At 62.9% G+C, this 14,933-nt stretch carries 19 protein-coding genes and 1 pseudogene; 8 read left to right on the top strand and 12 right to left on the bottom strand.

Annotation, left to right across the window (positions count from 1 at the left end; all coding sequences use genetic code 11):
* The first annotated feature begins 126 nt into the window (after positions 1–126).
* Positions 127–1,656 (top strand): hypothetical protein, encoded by a 1,530-nt coding sequence (locus tag M2421_RS11135; protein ID WP_259206656.1) that lies wholly within the window; start codon positions 127–129, stop codon positions 1,654–1,656.
* Entirely contained in the window at positions 1,656–3,110 is a 1,455-nt protein-coding gene (locus M2421_RS11130) for a hypothetical protein (RefSeq protein WP_259206654.1), read from the top strand. The genes M2421_RS11135 and M2421_RS11130 overlap by 1 nt, the downstream gene beginning before the upstream one ends.
* A 29-nt stretch (positions 3,111–3,139) precedes the next feature.
* On the opposite strand, the gene M2421_RS11125 is transcribed toward M2421_RS11130, so the two are convergent.
* Together M2421_RS11125 and M2421_RS11120 are read right to left on the bottom strand one after the other, a co-directional pair.
* Complete coding sequence (locus tag M2421_RS11125) at positions 3,140–3,517, bottom strand: hypothetical protein (RefSeq protein WP_259206652.1); 378 nt, start codon at positions 3,515–3,517, stop codon at positions 3,140–3,142.
* A gap of 209 nt (positions 3,518–3,726) precedes the next feature.
* The gene (locus M2421_RS11120; protein ID WP_259206716.1) at positions 3,727–4,716 is read right to left on the bottom strand and encodes a site-specific DNA-methyltransferase; all 990 of its coding nucleotides are present in this window, start codon (positions 4,714–4,716) and stop codon (positions 3,727–3,729) included.
* A 58-nt stretch (positions 4,717–4,774) separates the two neighbouring features.
* On the opposite strand from M2421_RS11120, the gene M2421_RS11115 reads away from it, so the two are divergent.
* From M2421_RS11115 to M2421_RS11105, 3 genes are all read left to right on the top strand, one after another.
* Entirely contained in the window at positions 4,775–5,008 is a 234-nt protein-coding gene (locus M2421_RS11115; protein WP_259206715.1) for a helix-turn-helix transcriptional regulator, read from the top strand.
* Positions 5,008–5,571, top strand: a complete 564-nt coding sequence (locus M2421_RS11110; RefSeq protein WP_259206713.1) for a hypothetical protein — start codon at positions 5,008–5,010, stop codon at positions 5,569–5,571. The genes M2421_RS11115 and M2421_RS11110 overlap by 1 nt, the downstream gene beginning before the upstream one ends.
* A gap of 559 nt (positions 5,572–6,130) precedes the next feature.
* Positions 6,131–6,262, top strand: coding sequence for a hypothetical protein (locus tag M2421_RS11105; protein WP_259206711.1), 132 nt, complete (start codon positions 6,131–6,133; stop codon positions 6,260–6,262).
* Between the two features lie 35 nt (positions 6,263–6,297).
* Here M2421_RS11105 and M2421_RS11100 read toward each other — a convergent pair whose 3' ends face one another.
* A complete protein-coding gene (locus M2421_RS11100; protein ID WP_104562876.1) occupies positions 6,298–6,567 on the bottom strand; it encodes a hypothetical protein in 270 nt (89 codons plus the stop codon).
* A gap of 306 nt (positions 6,568–6,873) precedes the next feature.
* Between M2421_RS11100 and M2421_RS11095 the strand changes: the two genes are divergently transcribed.
* Positions 6,874–7,875, top strand: coding sequence for a hypothetical protein (locus M2421_RS11095; RefSeq protein WP_259206710.1), 1,002 nt, complete (start codon positions 6,874–6,876; stop codon positions 7,873–7,875).
* A gap of 594 nt (positions 7,876–8,469) precedes the next feature.
* On the opposite strand, the gene M2421_RS11090 is transcribed toward M2421_RS11095, so the two are convergent.
* A complete protein-coding gene (locus M2421_RS11090; protein ID WP_259206709.1) occupies positions 8,470–9,531 on the bottom strand; it encodes an AAA family ATPase in 1,062 nt (353 codons plus the stop codon).
* Between the two features lie 128 nt (positions 9,532–9,659).
* Here M2421_RS11090 and M2421_RS11085 point away from each other — a divergent pair, with 128 nt between their 5' ends.
* The gene (locus tag M2421_RS11085) at positions 9,660–10,175 is read left to right on the top strand and encodes a hypothetical protein (RefSeq protein WP_259206708.1); all 516 of its coding nucleotides are present in this window, start codon (positions 9,660–9,662) and stop codon (positions 10,173–10,175) included.
* Between the two features lie 90 nt (positions 10,176–10,265).
* Here M2421_RS11085 and M2421_RS11080 read toward each other — a convergent pair.
* Positions 10,266–11,453 (bottom strand): annotated as a pseudogene (locus tag M2421_RS11080) (integrase arm-type DNA-binding domain-containing protein).
* Positions 11,454–11,818: 365 nt separating this feature from the next.
* Between M2421_RS11080 and M2421_RS11075 the strand changes: the two are divergent.
* Positions 11,819–12,796, top strand: a complete 978-nt coding sequence (locus M2421_RS11075) for a site-specific integrase (RefSeq protein ID WP_259206707.1) — start codon at positions 11,819–11,821, stop codon at positions 12,794–12,796.
* On the opposite strand, the gene M2421_RS11070 is transcribed toward M2421_RS11075, so the two are convergent.
* From M2421_RS11070 to M2421_RS11040, 7 genes are all read right to left on the bottom strand, one after another.
* Entirely contained in the window at positions 12,780–13,034 is a 255-nt protein-coding gene (locus M2421_RS11070) for a hypothetical protein (RefSeq protein ID WP_259206706.1), read from the bottom strand. The two genes, M2421_RS11075 and M2421_RS11070, sit on opposite strands and share 17 nt — an antisense overlap.
* Positions 13,027–13,257: a hypothetical protein gene (locus tag M2421_RS11065; RefSeq protein WP_259206705.1), complete on the bottom strand. Its 231-nt coding sequence runs from the start codon at positions 13,255–13,257 to the stop codon at positions 13,027–13,029. Before M2421_RS11065 ends, M2421_RS11070 begins: the two co-directional genes overlap by 8 nt.
* Positions 13,254–13,685 (bottom strand): hypothetical protein, encoded by a 432-nt coding sequence (locus M2421_RS11060; protein WP_259206703.1) that lies wholly within the window; start codon positions 13,683–13,685, stop codon positions 13,254–13,256. Before M2421_RS11060 ends, M2421_RS11065 begins: the two co-directional genes overlap by 4 nt.
* Positions 13,672–13,974, bottom strand: a complete 303-nt coding sequence (locus tag M2421_RS11055; RefSeq protein WP_259206702.1) for a hypothetical protein — start codon at positions 13,972–13,974, stop codon at positions 13,672–13,674. The genes M2421_RS11060 and M2421_RS11055 overlap by 14 nt, the downstream gene beginning before the upstream one ends.
* Positions 13,974–14,399 carry a hypothetical protein gene (locus M2421_RS11050; RefSeq protein ID WP_259206701.1) on the bottom strand — a complete coding sequence of 142 codons (426 nt, stop codon included), beginning with the start codon at positions 14,397–14,399 and terminating at the stop codon, positions 13,974–13,976. The genes M2421_RS11055 and M2421_RS11050 overlap by 1 nt, the downstream gene beginning before the upstream one ends.
* Before the next feature lie 73 nt (positions 14,400–14,472).
* Complete coding sequence (locus M2421_RS11045; RefSeq protein WP_259206700.1) at positions 14,473–14,664, bottom strand: carbon storage regulator; 192 nt, start codon at positions 14,662–14,664, stop codon at positions 14,473–14,475.
* A 3-nt stretch (positions 14,665–14,667) separates the two neighbouring features.
* A complete protein-coding gene (locus tag M2421_RS11040) occupies positions 14,668–14,868 on the bottom strand; it encodes a hypothetical protein (RefSeq protein ID WP_259206699.1) in 201 nt (66 codons plus the stop codon).
* Positions 14,869–14,933 lie beyond the last annotated feature (65 nt).

Here is a 14,933-nt window from a genome sequence, read left to right as displayed (position 1 = left end):
TATGAAGACAGCGAGAACAAGCGCGCGGCGACTGCCGATTGCCTGGACCAGCATCGCGGCAAATAGTCGGGAACCCGCCCCCCTCCTGGCAGGAGCATTGGCGGCAGTCTCCAGCAGGTTGCGCGCATGACCGTCCCCGTTTACACCGGTCCCAACACGTCGATCGCCAACGGCGTCACCACGACGTTTCCTTACGGCTTCAAGATCCTTGCTGCGACGGACCTGCTTGTCGCGGTGAACGGTCTCCCGCGAACCCTGGGGACCCACTACACCCTGACCGGCGTAGGCAACGAGTCGGGCGGCAACGTGGTGTTCACGACGCCGCCTGCCTCCGGCTCTACCGTGACCCGGCAGCGGAACATGCCGTTCACCCGGGACACCGAGTACCAGAACCTCGGCGACCTCTTGGCGGCAACGCTGAACGCCGATCAAGACGCCCCAATCATGATGATCCAGCAGCTTGCGGCCGGATCGATGCAGCTTGTTCCGGACGAGGAGTCGGGGCTATTTGCGTGGGACGCCAAAGGCTACCGCATCGTCCGCGTAGGTGACGCGCTGCTGGCCACCGATGCGGCCAACATGGGGATGGTGTGGGCGTACGTCGAGCAGGTGCTGGGCGGTGGCAGTTCGGTGGGGGTCTCGCCTCGGGCCTGGTCCTGGGTGGGCAACGGCACTGACACCGACTTCCCGATGCCTGGCGCCGACGTCTCAGACCCGCTGTTCTACGACACGTCTGCCGAGACCAGCCCGAACAGTGGCGAGTATCTGGTGCTGCGCCCGGGCACGGACTTCACGGTGCTGACGGAACTGGATCCCGAGCTTTCCATGATCCGCTTCACGGTGCCGCCACCGGCCGGGGAGAGGGGCTTTACCGTCCTGCGCGGCTACGCGCGCCCGTATAACGGGCCGGCCCCGGTCACCTCCCTTGCCATGAACGTGGTCACCGGGATCAACTCCAACACCACGCTGGACCGTTCGTACCAGAACGCGCTGATCGTGATCACCTCCGCCACCGACATCACGCTCACCATTCGGGCCAACACCGGCGGTGGAGCCCCCTGGAAGGCCGGAGAGTTCTTCTCGGTCATGCAGTTGGGCACCGGCAAGGTTCGCCTGGCGATCGAACCCGGTGGCACCCTCGACGTTCCGGCCGACTTCCAAGCCGAGACCCGCGGGCAGCGCTGCGTGATCAGCGCCACCTGTCGTGGCGCGGACTCCGACTCTTGGGTGGCCGCCGGCGACCTGCTGCGCAACGTGGCTGGCCCGGACCTGCAATACGTGGCGATCGAGGACCGCAGCGTCCTGATCGGGACCAACATCACCGCCGGCACTACCAAGGCGACGTTCGTCATGCCTTATGGCCTCAAGCTCCGCACAGTTGCCAACGCCGGCTGCTATGCAGGCCTGGCCGTGGCGCAGGCGGCCGGCACGGTGTTGACCGTGGACGTGAACCGAAACGGGGTCTCGATCCTCTCCACGCGACTGACCTTCGACAACGCCGAGAAGACCACCTTGACCGCGGCCATTCCGCCGGTCTACGTGGACGGTGGCGACATGCTGTACGCAGGGGATGAGATCAGCATCGACGTGGATCAGATCGGCACCGCGCTGGCCAAGGGCCTGACGGTCTACCTGGTGGGCGAGAGGATCTCCTGATGGGTGCGCGTTCCTTTGATCGCCCCGACCTGGACCAGCGACGCAAGCTGCTTGCGCTTTACGTCACCGGGCCGCTGCTGTCGGCCAAGCCCTCGCTGGCCTACCGCGGCACGTTGCAGATCCACAATCAGATTGGGGCGTGCGCCGTCGAACAGATCGACGGCGACCAGCTCCCGCCAGGATCCAGCCTGTCTGTCGAAGGCGACAAGGTCGTGATCACCTGGCCGGCCTACCAGGCCACCGGCGTTGTGCCCATCTTCAACGGGAACCTCGAACAAGGGGACGTTGGCTGGGAGAAGGGCGCGGGTTGGGCCATCGAGAATGTCGGCAGCGGAAACGATGGACGCGGCAGCAAGGTTGCGGTTTACCGCGGCCAGGGCGAGTCGGTCATGGAGGGGGTGAATTATTACCCCTGCACCGTGGGCCAACCGTTCAATGCCCAGCTCGACGTCCAGCAGGGCGCCAGCAGCGCCAACAATGTCGGGGCCTGCGTCGGGGTCCGGTTCTACAACCAGCAAAAGCAGCTGCTGGTGGAGCAGCGCGGGAACATGGTTTGGTCCGGCGAAAACGGGCAGTGGCACTTTTCCAACCTCGCGGCCGAGCCGCCGCCGGGCACCGCCTTCGCCCGCCCCGTCTACATCGCCAACCGGCGCCGGGAGAACAAGCGCTTGTGGGTGGACGACGGCACATGGACCCTGCAGGCGGTGGTCGGGATCAACTTCGAGCGGGACTTCGCACTGACCCTCCGCGTGCGCGATTCCGGCGGGCGCAGCTTCACCTGGGCGGGTACGCTGCGGGTCAAGCAGTACGTCAGCCCGGTGCGCTTCGACCTCAGCACCGCTCCCGCCGATGGCCTGATGACTCTGCAGCTGGACGGCACAGCACCCAGGGTCGTCTCTGGTAGCGCGTTTGTGATTCGCGCGGTGCGAAGCTCCGCATTGATCCCCAACGGTGATTGGTATTTCGAGTCGGACACCCGCGGGATCAACTCCGGCGGCGCCTACCTCTGGGGGCAAATCGGCGTGGTTCGGGCCTCGACGTTCAACAACGCCGTGCAAATCGGCACGGGCGCCGGCACGGCCAACGCTGGCGGGCCCTCCTTGTCGGCCGGTGAGACGTGGACCTGGTATCCGCACGTGTATGCCAGCTCCTTTGTGGGCTCGGCGTTCGTCTGGGATCCGGGCGCAATGAGGTTGATGCGCCTGCGCCACCGGATCACGGTTTCAGGCGGCGTCGCCTCCTATCAGATTGCGGTTCAGGACGGCCCTTGGATTCCCGTATTCTCTGGCCTGGCCGGCCCGTTCGCAGCCGCCGCCTCCGTGCGAGGACTCACGGACGTGCCGTCAGACCCGGCCAACCTCTACGCTCAGGCGCGCCTGATCAGCCTGCCCACCGAATTCGCCTACGGCATGCCCTCGGGCTGCGAGCCGCTGGCCGGAATCGTGGCGTCGTGACCGGGGGAGCGCTGCTCTCCCCGCGGTCTTCAGGCGACGGGCTGCTGCCCGATTGCGTGGCGTCGGCCAGCCTGCAGCAGGGACCAGATCCAGCCTGATCCCATGACAAGGCCGGCCCAGGTCGACAGGTCATCCGCGTGGGGGGTGAAAGCCCCCACTTCGTCCGTCCATCCCCAGTTCCCCGGCATCCAGGACAGCAGCATGCCCACGCCGGCCATGGTGATTGCCACGGCAGCGGCCCATGCCAGCACCTGCAGGATGATCCCGACGGTGCGCCAGCGGCCTCCCGGCACATACAGGGCGCGGACCCAGCTCGGCACCAGCCAAGCCGATACCTGCAGGTGCAGGAAGGCCAGCAGGCACAGCGTGCCCAAGCCGTAGACCACCGCCATGACGTTCTCGTGCACCACCGCCGCTCCCTCCGTGTCAGCCGGGCGAAGTGTACCCCGGCCATGTGGGCAGTTCACCCTTGCTAACGAGCCGATCAGGGCGCACGAAAGGCACACGGCACCCCGGCAAGCCTTGTGCCGCAACGGGTTCCGTTTCCGATAAGCGGCACCAAATACGAAGAAGGGCAGCCTCGGCTGCCCTTCTTTCTTTGTGCCTCGCGACAGTCTCAGATACCTAGGCCAGCCTGCCGCCTGTATGCACTCAAATCCACAGACTCTCCAGCGACGATGCGGTCGTAAAGCTGCTTCATCGCATCGGGGGACGTGCCCTTATCAAGGAACCGGAAGGCGGACGCACCCACATACTCATGCAAGGCCTCGAAGGTCATCCATCGACGCCCCTCCGCCTCAGCCACCTGGCCGGTGGTATTCGATCCGCCGAAGATGTCCACGACGAGGTCGTCGGGGTCGGTCAGCATTCGGATGAAGAACTCTGGCAGCTTCGCGGGGAAACGCGCGGGGTGCCCTTTGAGGCCGGCCACCTTGCAGCCAGACAGGTACTGGCCGTTGGACTCGGAGTTCGGAATCTGTAAAAGGTTGGGAGGGATTGCTCCACCGTTGTCCTTCGCAAAGCCTTTGCCGATGTCGTGCCCCGACGGGCGGACTTTGGGGGTGTAGAACTTGTCCGGGTCCTCGATCAACTTCTTCATGCGGTCGCTATACGGCGCGAGGACTTTGGTGATGTCCGACTTCGGCCACTCGGTCTTGCTGAACCACCAGACCGTGTTGATGGAGTCCTTCACACGCAGCTTGCGCTTGTTCACCCACTCGATCGGGCTGGGCAGCTTCGACGGATTGAACCAGTAGAAGTCTTCTGCGAGGAAAAAGCCCAGCTCATCGACCATCCGAATCATCACTCGGAAGTTGTAGAGGCTGCGAGCAGGAACGCCCTTCATGTACGCACCCCCGAAGTCCACGACGAAACTACCGTCGGCCTTCAGCTTCTGGTGCACCAGCTTGGCGAAATCAAGGAACCAGTCGATGTACTCGTGCTGGTCAAGGTTGCCGTATTCCTTCTGCCGCTGCAGCGCGAACGGCGGGCTCGTCATTACAAGGTTGATGCTGTTGTCGGGCAGAGCGGCTAACAGTTCCCTAGAGTCGCCGACGTAGGTGGCGCCCTTGGAAGTGGTGTAGGCGGGGGAGAAGTTATCGATCATGCTGGGCGCTACTCATAGTCTGTAGATTCATTGTCATCATGCCCTGATTATCCCGCGCATGAAGAAGAAGTTAAAGCCCTCTGAGACGAGGCGGCGTTTTGCCTCAAATCTGAGGAATTCGCGGGAGAAGCTTGGACTGTCGCAGGAGGCACTGGCCGACGCGGCGGGCTTGCACCGGACTTATGTGGGTTCGGTGGAAAGGGGTGAGCGGAACATCTCTATCGACAACATCGAGCGGCTGGCATTGGCGCTGGACGTTTCTCCCGCATCACTGTTGGAGGAACGTAAGTAATGACACTGAAGCCGCACGACGACTACAAGCGCTTGCAGGCCGCTTGGCCATCCGTTGAGGAATACCAGCGGCTCGCGACCGAGCACGGCATTGATGACATCTTCCAGGACAACGGTGGCAAGCTGCTGCAGGTTCTCCTCCTTCTGGGGCTTCGCATCATCCCCGGACGTGAGGGCAACGACGCAGTCGATGCAGATGGTCGCGAGTACGAGCTGAAATCGGTCAACATCGAGCTGACCAAGGGCTTCTCGACCCACCACCACATGAACCCCGTCATCATCGCCAAGTACCGGCAGGTCCCCTGGGCGTTTGCCATGTATCGACATATCGCGCTCCAGGCCGTCTACCTGTTGGAGCCCGCAGACCTTGAGTTCTACTTCCAGAAGTGGGAGCAGAAGTGGCATGCGGACGGGGGCAAGGACATCAACAACCCGAAGATTCCCGCTAAGTACGTCATGGAGCATGGGCGTCTTGTCTATGGCCAAGCGCCTGACCTCTCGACTCGGCGTCGCGTGCAGGCCACTCCAGACGATGCCGCGGGCTTCGAGCCTGACGAGGTCTAATAGAGCAGTCCACGGTCTCACCAGGTGAGCCGTGTCGAGTCCAAGGCCGCGCGGCCTGATACCGAGCAGCCCGGACCGAACCGGGCGACTCGGGCTCACCGGGGAGCCCGGGCAAAGTGTTGGTATCAGCGCGAGAACAGCTCGTGCACTATTAGGTCTGTCGGCGCCACCAGGCGCGCGCCGCGTTCGCCGAAATCGTGGGAGCGAGCCAGAAGCAGCTCTGGGGCTGAGGGAGAACAGCATCAAGGCCGTGCGACGCACCCCCTGCGCACGGCTTCTTTTTTGCTCGTTTCGCTTTGCGGATCATGCGCTTAGGAATCGACGAACAGCCTGAACGCGTTTTTCGGCTCCGAAATCGTTTTAGGATTTTCGGCGCCACCCTGACCCCGCCGACATGCTGCTCTGTTGCGGGGGAGACGTTCGATTCGTTGTCGGTGAGAAATAAGCTGTGCAAGTTGCTCAAATTGTTCATAGATCAATAGAGCTAAGTAAAACAAAGAAAAAGCAGCGAACAGCTTTGCGCACGGCTTCGGAGTTGCCCTCGAGAATGTCGTGCTGCATGCCGAGTGCCCGCCGCAGCGAGATGACCTGCATCGACCCGGTGCCGCGCCTGGACGCGGACGAGTGGGAGCGCACGTCGCAGGAGTACGAGGGGCGGCGCGAGCATGGCAGCGTCAACCGAGGGAGCTGAAAGCCCTGCGGCCTTCAGTTCCCCGCCTCAGTCGACTACTGGTCTCTCTTAATCTGAGAGATTCGCCCAGCAGACAGACCATACTTTGCCGCTACATCCTTGTTGGGAGTGCCAAGGCGCAACTCCGCAGCGATGGCCGCATTCCGCAGTTCCATCACATTCCGTTCCAGCGTATCGATCTGCAGTGACTGAACTGCAAGTATCTTCTCGTGACGATTCACGTCAGAGCGGATCTGCTCTTGAGCCTGCGCGAGCTTGGCAACTGCTTCCGCAATCAGGCTCTCAGTGGACTTCTTCTTTCCCATATCTCTAATTTCCTGTGTGAACTGCTGCCGGGATGGCAAATTTAGTGTAATTAAATTAAATAACTGAAGTCAACCGCCCGACGTTCCATCGGTGGGTGGCGCGATGCCAAGCCCATGATTCGCAAGCCGCAGCGACCGCGGCAGATCCGAGGGAAACACGTCCGGGAAACGATGGCGTTCGCGCCCAACGCCCCGCGACACATTGCAGGCATCCGGTCAGTGCATTGGCGCGCAGACCACCCCACGGCTGGGGATGCGCTCGTGACAGGCGACCGGAGGACTACAACCTCACAGGAGCCAACGAGCATGAAGATCACCCTCAGCGACACCCCCCTCCTCAGCACCCAGCAGATCGGCGAGCTTGCCTCGACCCTGGACCTGCTGCACAAGCGCACCCTCGCCGCGATCGAGCGGCTCAACAAGGACATCGCGACCCGCAAGCAGCAGATCGCCGCGCGTTGGAAGAGCGCCCCCGGCATCGGCATGGCCGACGTGGCGCGCTTCGCCCAGCACGAGACGCTCGCCAGCGTCCGCGAGATCAAGGACAACTCCAAGGCCGAGCTGGACAAGATCCTCAAGGAAGCCGGCGCACCGCACGCGCAGCTCGTCGGCCAGCGAGAGTTTTACGACTCCCCGGCGAAGGTCTTGGCCCGCGCCGCACTGGGCGACCCGAAGCGCACCGAGTACCTCCAGCAGCTCCAGCACGCAGGCCCCGCCGAGCTCGGCCACATGGCCCAGGTCGCAGCCGGCACGCGCAACGTAGCCTTGGCCTCGGCCGTGCTGTCCCTGATCGACCGCATGCCCAGCAAGGACCGCCCGGTCGGCCCGGTCGAGCTGGCGGCGGCGATGAAGTATGACGACTTCCTGAAGGTGCAGGAGTACATCAAGCTGGGCGACACGCGCCTCCAGGGCATCCTGGTCGCCATCCGCACCTGGAACGCCGGCAAGTCCAACCCGCTCGGCTCGGCGCAGCTCGCCATGCGCGAGCGGGACATCGACCACGGCCTGATCGGGGGGGCGACGGCGATGACTGACCGACGCGCCCACTACCCACCGTGCCACCCGGCGATGCTGGCACTCGCTGCCCTGGTCGCGGCGATCCAGCACAGGTGCGACCCGTTCCCCGAGCTCGAGGCCGCCGCCGCCCGCAACGGCGTGGCCGTCGGCTCCGAGGAGTTCGACGAGGCCGCGGCCCTGGCCGGGCAGCCCTACTGCCGCGCGCTGGACCTGTACGTGGACCGAGACACCAAGCGCAGGGTGGACGCCTTGGGGGCGGGGATGGCGCACCTGGCCTTCCTCCCGGCCTGACCCGAGCAAATCCGGCCGGGTTGGTTAGGTGCGCAGAGGGCAACGGATGGCCCGGCCGTGTTTCGGAGGGGATGTCGTCATGGCATCCCCTTCATTTTCATGATCCTTTTGGAGGATCACTCACTACTTGGGCATCGGAAGGTAGCGTTTCATCTACTTCAGTGGCCGGAGGTGCGGGGTCGTCAGCCGACTTACGAAAGGCGTTGCCCTTGTGCGCTCTCGCGACTGACATCTCGACGATCCTCTCGATTACGCGCTCTGGCGTGTTCCATTTCATCACAAGTCGACCAGGATCCATTCCATACTCGGCAACGATGTCTCGAAGTTGATCCAGGGATAGCTTTTCGAGTGCGCTACGTAGGCCCGATTCGCTGTCGCGTGCGACCTGAACAGGATCGAGCACGGCAGGAGCGCGCCGATTCTTCCCGCGCTTTGCCTCGTTAGCATCCACTTGTCTTGGGCTCTCTGCTCTTGTTGACTTGCGCCTACTTGATGCCGAGTCCAAGGTGTCGGTAAGTGCAGCCTCGAAGTCAGGGTTCCGCTCCGCCTCCTCGATCACCACACGGATCAAGCGATTGAGTGTGTTTCTAAGACTCACGACTCTCCCTCCAGATCGCTCCAAATCTCCTGAGCCAACTCGATGAAGGTCGAGGTCAGACCATTTGGATCGGAGCCGTACTTCTGCCTAAGCGTTCTTTTGTGCGCGGTGTACTCCGCTGCCGCCGACGCTGTGTTGGTTTGCTTGATCTTCGTCGCGTACACATCGGGGAAGTTTGCATCAGTCTGGAGTTGCCTCAGTACGGTGTTGTGCACCGTCGAGTTGGCTTGGTACTTGGTGATGACGATACCCAATGGGTCAATCTCCTCACCAATTGCCTTTGCGAATTCACCAACGCGGGTCACGATCTGAGGGATACCGTAGGTCGAGAGGTGGTCAGGAATAGTCGGAATGATGTAGGCGTCCGACAGGCGTAGACCATTCAGGGTGACGATGCCCAAGTTCGGCGGGCAATCGACAATGACGATGTCGTAGTCATCAAGTCTTGATTTGACTGCCCGCCAAAGAAGTTCGACAGGGTTCACGGCGTAGAACTTCCCTGATGGCGCGGACGCGAGTTGATCCTGCACATCGATCAAATCCAAGCTCGACGGCAGTAGGTCGATGGTCCTGGCCTCATGGACATCGCCTACCCGCTTCTGAAGCGTGGCGTCCAGGTCGAACTTCTTTACATCAGGATTCATTGCGTCCTTAAACAACTGAGCGAGCGTGTGCCCTCGGTCGTTCAGCTCAAGCCACTTGTCTTCCCCAAGCAACATGATGGTTGCATTGGTTTGCGGGTCGAGGTCGATGACCAAGACCTTCTTCCGCATCTCTGCTGAGAAGACTTCTGCCAAGGCTACGGACGTAGTCGTCTTCGCCACACCACCTTTCAAGTTGATCGTAGAAATCACATGCGCCATCGGAGTATTCCTCTTGTTTCGCCTTAGCCAAGTTCGAATTTGCGATCGCCGGAAGATCGGCCCAGAACCTAGCTCCGTAACCGGAGTAGGGAAGTCGGCCGCCCGCACCCGCCAATTGGCGACTGCTTGACGCGACACCCCGGCTATCTCGGCGATCTCCCCTATCCCCACCAACTCATCGGTCTGTTCAGTCACGCCCATGCCCTGTGAACATCATTCACAGAATCAGTGTACAACGTACACACTGATGGTCAAGGGGGGCTCCCGGATCGGGGGAGCTACGACCTAATGCCTACGTGCCCACCAACATGTAGGAGAACGCCATGAAGCTGGAAGAACTGCCGACAAAGGAACTGCTGGTCCTGCACAACCGTATCGCCGATAAGCCTGCGGGTCCCAAGACCTTCGCGACGCGGACCAAGCTCGTCACCCGGATCGAGCAGGTCGCAGCCGAAAAGAGCATCGATCTCGCCTCGTTCGGGCAGCCAAAGAAGCCTAAGGCGACCGCGCCGCGCCCAGAGCCGACGGCAGAGGCCACCGAAGCGCCAGATGCGACCGAGAAGAAGCCCCACGGCAAGGGTATCGGCGCGCGCGCACGCGCGATTCTGATGGACCCTGCGGGCTACCCGCACGCGCTGGTCGCCGATATGGTTAACGCGAAGATCGATGGCGCGGCGGCAACTGAGAAGTCGGTGCGCTGGTATGCCAACGACATGCGCAAAAAGGGTGTCGAAGTTCCGCCCCGTCAGAAGCACCACCCTGCAGACATGGACGAAGAGCAGTCCGCAGAGGCACTGTCCACCGTTTGGGTGGTCGAGCCCGCGCCATCCGACGACTGACGCCGCTCTCCCGCCGTGTACTAAAAGAGCCACCGTGACGGTGGCCCTTTCGTTTCATGCGCTTGTGCGCGATTGCGTCCTGACGGTGGATTAGGTGGCCAGTCTAGGCGGCCACGTCCCGGCCTCGTGAACGAGTCCCAGCATGTCGAGGATGTAGCGCGACGCCTTCTCCTGATGCGCGCGAAGGTGGTCGATCGAAGGGTGGAGCTAGCCCATTGTGACGCCGCCGCTTGACGCGCTGTGGTTCAGCAGGAAACGCAGCTCCAGCAGTGGCACGCCGGACTGCAACGCGAGCGATGCGTATGCGTGCCGCAGCGCGTGGCCGGTGAGGTCGCCGAGTTCGTGCTGCTGGACCTCGGCCACCCGGCCCGACGCCGAATCGGCTGGGAACAGGTAGGGCGTCTTGCGTCTCACGCCGTCGGCGTTCGTCTCGCGGTGCGCCAGTAGGTCGGCGAGCGCCGACGACAGCGGCAGGTCGAACTTCTTGGCGCTGCCGCCCTTAGGGTTCGGGATTTGAAGAGAATCCTCGCCGAGGTCCGCGCGCTTCGCCTCGCATGAGGCCGTCCGGCGCATGCCCGACAGTAGCATGAAAAGTTGCAGGTCACGGCGTACAGGGTTGCCCAGCGACAGCACCGCCTTGCCCCAAGTTCTGAGCTTCTCGGGACTGGCGTCTACCTCGCGTCGGCGTATCCCGTTCATGTCCACGTTGCCTACGGGGTTGGGTGGCAGGTCCGGGAACTCCCGCAGGGCACGGTTGTAGACCGAGCGCAGCACCCGCATGACGTTGTCGCCTGAGGTTGCGCCGCTCCTCTCGGTGATCCGACGGTGACGCTCGCGCACGCCCTGACGATCAGCACCGATCTCGGCCAGTGGCTTGTCGAGCCAGTCTTTGAGGTAGTAGGTGACGTGGTACTCGTAACCGCTGCGGGTCTTGTCGGCCAGCCGCCGAGAGTTCAGATGCAGATCTAACCCCTCACGCAGGGTGATGCCTCGCTCCCGGGCCTTACGTCGCTCCTGGTTCGGGTTGGTGCCGCCCCGCATGCCTACCAGCGTCTGCCGGGCGGCATCGCGGGCCTGCTTGGCGTCCATCGCTGGATGGTCGCCAAGCTTCGTCCTGACTTGACGCCCGTTGACGAGGGACTGGACGTAGAAGCTGCGCTTGGTGGGGGTGATGATGAGGTAAAACCCCCTCATCTCGGTGTCGGCGTACAGGACCGACTTGCCCGGCTCGGGCCGGGGTGCCCTCTCGACGAGGGACTGGGTGATCTTCGGCTTCATGTTGGCTCCAGGTAACGGGGCCACGGCTCGGACACGATTTCGCACCACAAGGTGCCGTGTTCAGACATGCCGTTTGTGCCCCTGAAGCCTCATTAAGTCGCGGTTTTTCCTCGGTGTAAGCGGCCTCAGACCATCCGATTTCAAATCATGGCATGCTATCGCGTGCCGACTTGTAAACAGTAGGTCATCCTTTCGATTCGGATAAGCGGCACCAAGGCCCCCATTCTGGCGCTTCCTGCACCGCCCCGTTCTGCCACGATTCGGAACGAAATCAGCGACTTGCCATCTTCGCATTGCTCTTAGCCGCCCCGTAGTTCCCCGTACCGAAAGGCACACGGGCACACGAATTGGCACACAATGCGCCCATGGCATCCATTCGACCCCTCGGCAACCGCTACCGCGCGTTCGTCAAAGTAGACGGCCGGCGCGCCACGAAAGTGTTCGACACCAAGCGCGCGGCACACGCTTGGGCACAGGAGCAGGAGGCGCTGCTGACTGGCACCCAGCTGCCGGACAAGACCCTGGAGGAAGCGTTCACCAGGTACTCCGAAGAGGTCACGCCCAGCAAGCGTGGCGGGCGATGGGATCGTGTGCGAATCGCCCGGTTCAATCGCGAGGACAAGATCGCCAGGCGCCGGCTTCTGGCCCTGTCATCTGCCGACCTGGCCGAATGGCGCGATGCTCGCCTGAAGCAGGTGAAGCCCGGCACGGTCGCCAGAGAGATGAACCTGATAGCCGCGGTGTTGGAAGTCGCGAGGCGCGAGTGGGGCTGGCTGAAGGAAAGCCCGATGCGCGATGTTCGCCAGCCGAAGAAGCCCAAGGGCCGCGCGCGCCGGATCTCACCTGAGGAAGTCGAGGCGCTGGCCAAGGCGTTCGATGTGTGGGATTCGCTGAAGGTGGAGACCCAGCGCAATCGCATCGGCCTAGCGTTTCTGTTCGCGCTGGAGACCGCGATGCGGTCAGGCGAGATATGCGAGCTGCGGTGGACCGACGTGCACCTAGCCGAGCGCTACATCACGATCCGTACCAGCAAGAATGGTGATACCCGGGACGTGCCGCTCACCGCGCGCGCTGTGCAGATCCTGCGCGCGCTGCCGCTGGGATTCGCCCCGGTGTTCGGGCTGTCGGCGTCGAAGCGTGACGGCCTGTTCCGCAAGGTCCGAGACGGCGTTCCCACCATCAAGGACCTGCATTTCCACGACGCGCGCGCGGAGGCCATCTGGCGCTTGTCTAAGAAGCTGGACGTGTTGGAGCTGGCCCGAGTTATCGGGCACCGGAACCTGTCCAGCTTGCTGATCTACTACAGGGCCACAGCCTCCGAGCTGGCTAAGAAGCTCGGCTGATCCGGGCCTCGTCGTCTGCCCAGGCCACCACTGCCTCGCGGTTCCACAATTTTTTCGACCCGATGGCCATCGGTCTGGGGAAACTGCTGCGCACCGCGACCCGCTCCAGGAAAGCGCGACGGTTGATCTTCCCTCCGCGCGTGGTCAGGCCCAGGATGAAGGCGCAGGCATCGGCACTGAGCCACTCGGCATCACGGGCCATGGCGGCAATCGTGTTGACGTCGATTTCGTCAGCCATTGGCCTCATCCTCGGAGTCATGCATGCGCGCAGTGGCCAAGCCGGCGCGAAACGACTCGGCCATCTGTGCTGGCGTGTAGGCGGTGGTCAGCGCATCGGCGGCGCGGCCGATCAGCTCCGCGGCCAGCTTGTGGGTGCGGGTATTCCCGATGCCTTCGACGCTCAGGGTCTTTGCTGCCGATCGAAGCTCGGCGATCAGCTTCTCGCTATCTGAGCTGCTCATGCTGCGTTCCTCACGGCGTTGGTGATGCGCGCACGGTCGCGCGCGCTGAGCGTGTCCCACAACTGGTCGGTGGCGTCATCGAGCGCCGGCACAGCCACGTCCATCCAATCGCCCCAGACGTGCCCGCTGTCTAGCTCGGCGCGAGAAAACGGCGTGGATTCAAACACAACCCGGACGTAGGGGCTCCGATTCCGGGTGGTGTTCGGTTTGAGGACGCTGCGGATCTTCACCGGCCTGGCTTCATTGCCCGCGCGCCGCCAGAAGATGAAGCGGATGCTGGCCGGGGTAACCACGTTCCGGGGGCCGGCTGGTAGCGCCTGGATGGCGACAGCCTCAGCCGCGGGGCAGGCCTCCTTGCGGCCGCTGTCGCCGATGGCCATAACCTGGATCCCTTTCGCGCCGCGCGCTTGGTAATCAACCCCGCCCATTGCGACGCTCCTCAAAAAGGCGCTGCAGGCTCGCCACCATCCGCATGGTGCGGACGCGGGCATCTCTCATGGTGTCGTGGCGTCCTGCCTCGATCGAATGCTCGAAAGCCCATGCCGCCATTTCTTCCATCTTTCGGCCCGACTCACCCTCTGGCCACCCTTCGGGGTAGCCGGTTCGCTGGCGGCGGTGCTCGGCAAGGTCGACAACCCCTGAAGAGAGAGGCATTGGGAGCGGGAGCGACATGCGCCTCTGGCGCTGGCGGAACTGAATCACGTTGGAGGTCGCCATTAGCTCCGGCCTCCCGCCTGCGCGGTCGCGATCCCGTATTCGTTGTCACGGATCGACCTGAGATTTTCCCTTGCCTGCATGAGCAGCTCGTCCATGCCGATAAACAGGGAGTCCGCCTCGTCATACGTCAAGGTGGGGTAGACGGTAGCGACCTCGTCCTCTTCGCTCATGTTGTCGACATCGAGCTTTGACATGGCGTCGCGGTGGAGAATGGTCTGGATCGTGTGCGACGCGAGAATGCAGCGATCGACGGTCAGCAGGCGGTTTGTGATCGCCTGGTCCAGGGGGCTATCGTCGCGCCAGCCGCTGGTGATGTAGTGGTCGGTGATGGCCAGATGGGCGGGCCTCTTGTTGTCCAGTTCCTGGCTGACGGCTTCAGCAACGGCACGCGGGTCCAGCTTGGGGGTTACACTGCGCTTCGCCATGTTGGCTTCCTTGATCTTTGTCGTGATGGGGTGCGGCTTGGCAGACGGCTCGGGCGTTGGCGCGCTCGGGCCGTCACTGTTTTGGAGCGTCGACCTGCAGGTGACGCGGTGCGCGGATGACGAGGCGGATATGCCCGTCGCGCGCCTTGAGAACTACGGCTTCTATGCTGTCGCCGATGCGGATCACTCCGCCTTCCTTCTGATTTACGACCTTCGCGCCAGCCGGGGAGGCCGATTTGGCGCGCGTCAGGGATTCCTTACACATGAATCAGGTTTCCTTTATTCGCATTTGTGAAGTACGCTGTAAGGGTGCAGAGATTGCGCCCGATGCTTTTTCGGCCTGAAAAATAAGGGCCTGGTGATGCCGGACGATCTCGGCCACCCGCAGCGGCACAACTGCCGCTGCGAGGATCACCAGTGCCGCCCAGGCGATGGCAGGAACCCGCACGGGGGCGCTGTCTCTCTTCATGGTCAGTCCTCAATCCGCTGGTAGTAGGCAGAGCCATGCCGTGTGGCGATGAAGATGCAGCCATG

The organism is Stenotrophomonas sp. BIGb0135 (genome assembly GCF_024810105.1).
Taxonomy (GTDB): Bacteria; Pseudomonadota; Gammaproteobacteria; order Xanthomonadales; family Xanthomonadaceae; genus Stenotrophomonas; species Stenotrophomonas maltophilia_AB.
Note: the sequence above shows the minus strand (reverse complement) of the source record. Positions and strands in the feature narration are given on the sequence as shown.

Excerpts from the sequence above, each read along its gene's own strand:
- M2421_RS11135 (WP_259206656.1), top strand. The coding sequence starts at position 127 with ATGACCGTCCCCGTTTACACCGGTCCCAACACGTCGATCGCCAACGGC.
- M2421_RS11130 (WP_259206654.1), top strand. The coding sequence starts at position 1,656 with ATGGGTGCGCGTTCCTTTGATCGCCCCGACCTGGACCAGCGACGCAAG.
- M2421_RS11120 (WP_259206716.1), bottom strand. The coding sequence starts at position 4,716 with ATGATCGATAACTTCTCCCCCGCCTACACCACTTCCAAGGGCGCCACC.
- M2421_RS11115 (WP_259206715.1), top strand. The coding sequence starts at position 4,775 with ATGAAGAAGAAGTTAAAGCCCTCTGAGACGAGGCGGCGTTTTGCCTCA.
- M2421_RS11110 (WP_259206713.1), top strand. The coding sequence starts at position 5,008 with ATGACACTGAAGCCGCACGACGACTACAAGCGCTTGCAGGCCGCTTGG.
- M2421_RS11105 (WP_259206711.1), top strand. The coding sequence starts at position 6,131 with ATGCCGAGTGCCCGCCGCAGCGAGATGACCTGCATCGACCCGGTGCCG.
- M2421_RS11100 (WP_104562876.1), bottom strand. The coding sequence starts at position 6,567 with ATGGGAAAGAAGAAGTCCACTGAGAGCCTGATTGCGGAAGCAGTTGCC.
- M2421_RS11095 (WP_259206710.1), top strand. The coding sequence starts at position 6,874 with ATGAAGATCACCCTCAGCGACACCCCCCTCCTCAGCACCCAGCAGATC.
- M2421_RS11085 (WP_259206708.1), top strand. The coding sequence starts at position 9,660 with ATGAAGCTGGAAGAACTGCCGACAAAGGAACTGCTGGTCCTGCACAAC.
- M2421_RS11075 (WP_259206707.1), top strand. The coding sequence starts at position 11,819 with ATGGCATCCATTCGACCCCTCGGCAACCGCTACCGCGCGTTCGTCAAA.
- M2421_RS11070 (WP_259206706.1), bottom strand. The coding sequence starts at position 13,034 with ATGGCTGACGAAATCGACGTCAACACGATTGCCGCCATGGCCCGTGAT.
- M2421_RS11065 (WP_259206705.1), bottom strand. The coding sequence starts at position 13,257 with ATGAGCAGCTCAGATAGCGAGAAGCTGATCGCCGAGCTTCGATCGGCA.
- M2421_RS11060 (WP_259206703.1), bottom strand. The coding sequence starts at position 13,685 with ATGGGCGGGGTTGATTACCAAGCGCGCGGCGCGAAAGGGATCCAGGTT.
- M2421_RS11055 (WP_259206702.1), bottom strand. The coding sequence starts at position 13,974 with ATGGCGACCTCCAACGTGATTCAGTTCCGCCAGCGCCAGAGGCGCATG.
- M2421_RS11050 (WP_259206701.1), bottom strand. The coding sequence starts at position 14,399 with ATGGCGAAGCGCAGTGTAACCCCCAAGCTGGACCCGCGTGCCGTTGCT.
- M2421_RS11045 (WP_259206700.1), bottom strand. The coding sequence starts at position 14,664 with ATGTGTAAGGAATCCCTGACGCGCGCCAAATCGGCCTCCCCGGCTGGC.
- M2421_RS11040 (WP_259206699.1), bottom strand. The coding sequence starts at position 14,868 with ATGAAGAGAGACAGCGCCCCCGTGCGGGTTCCTGCCATCGCCTGGGCG.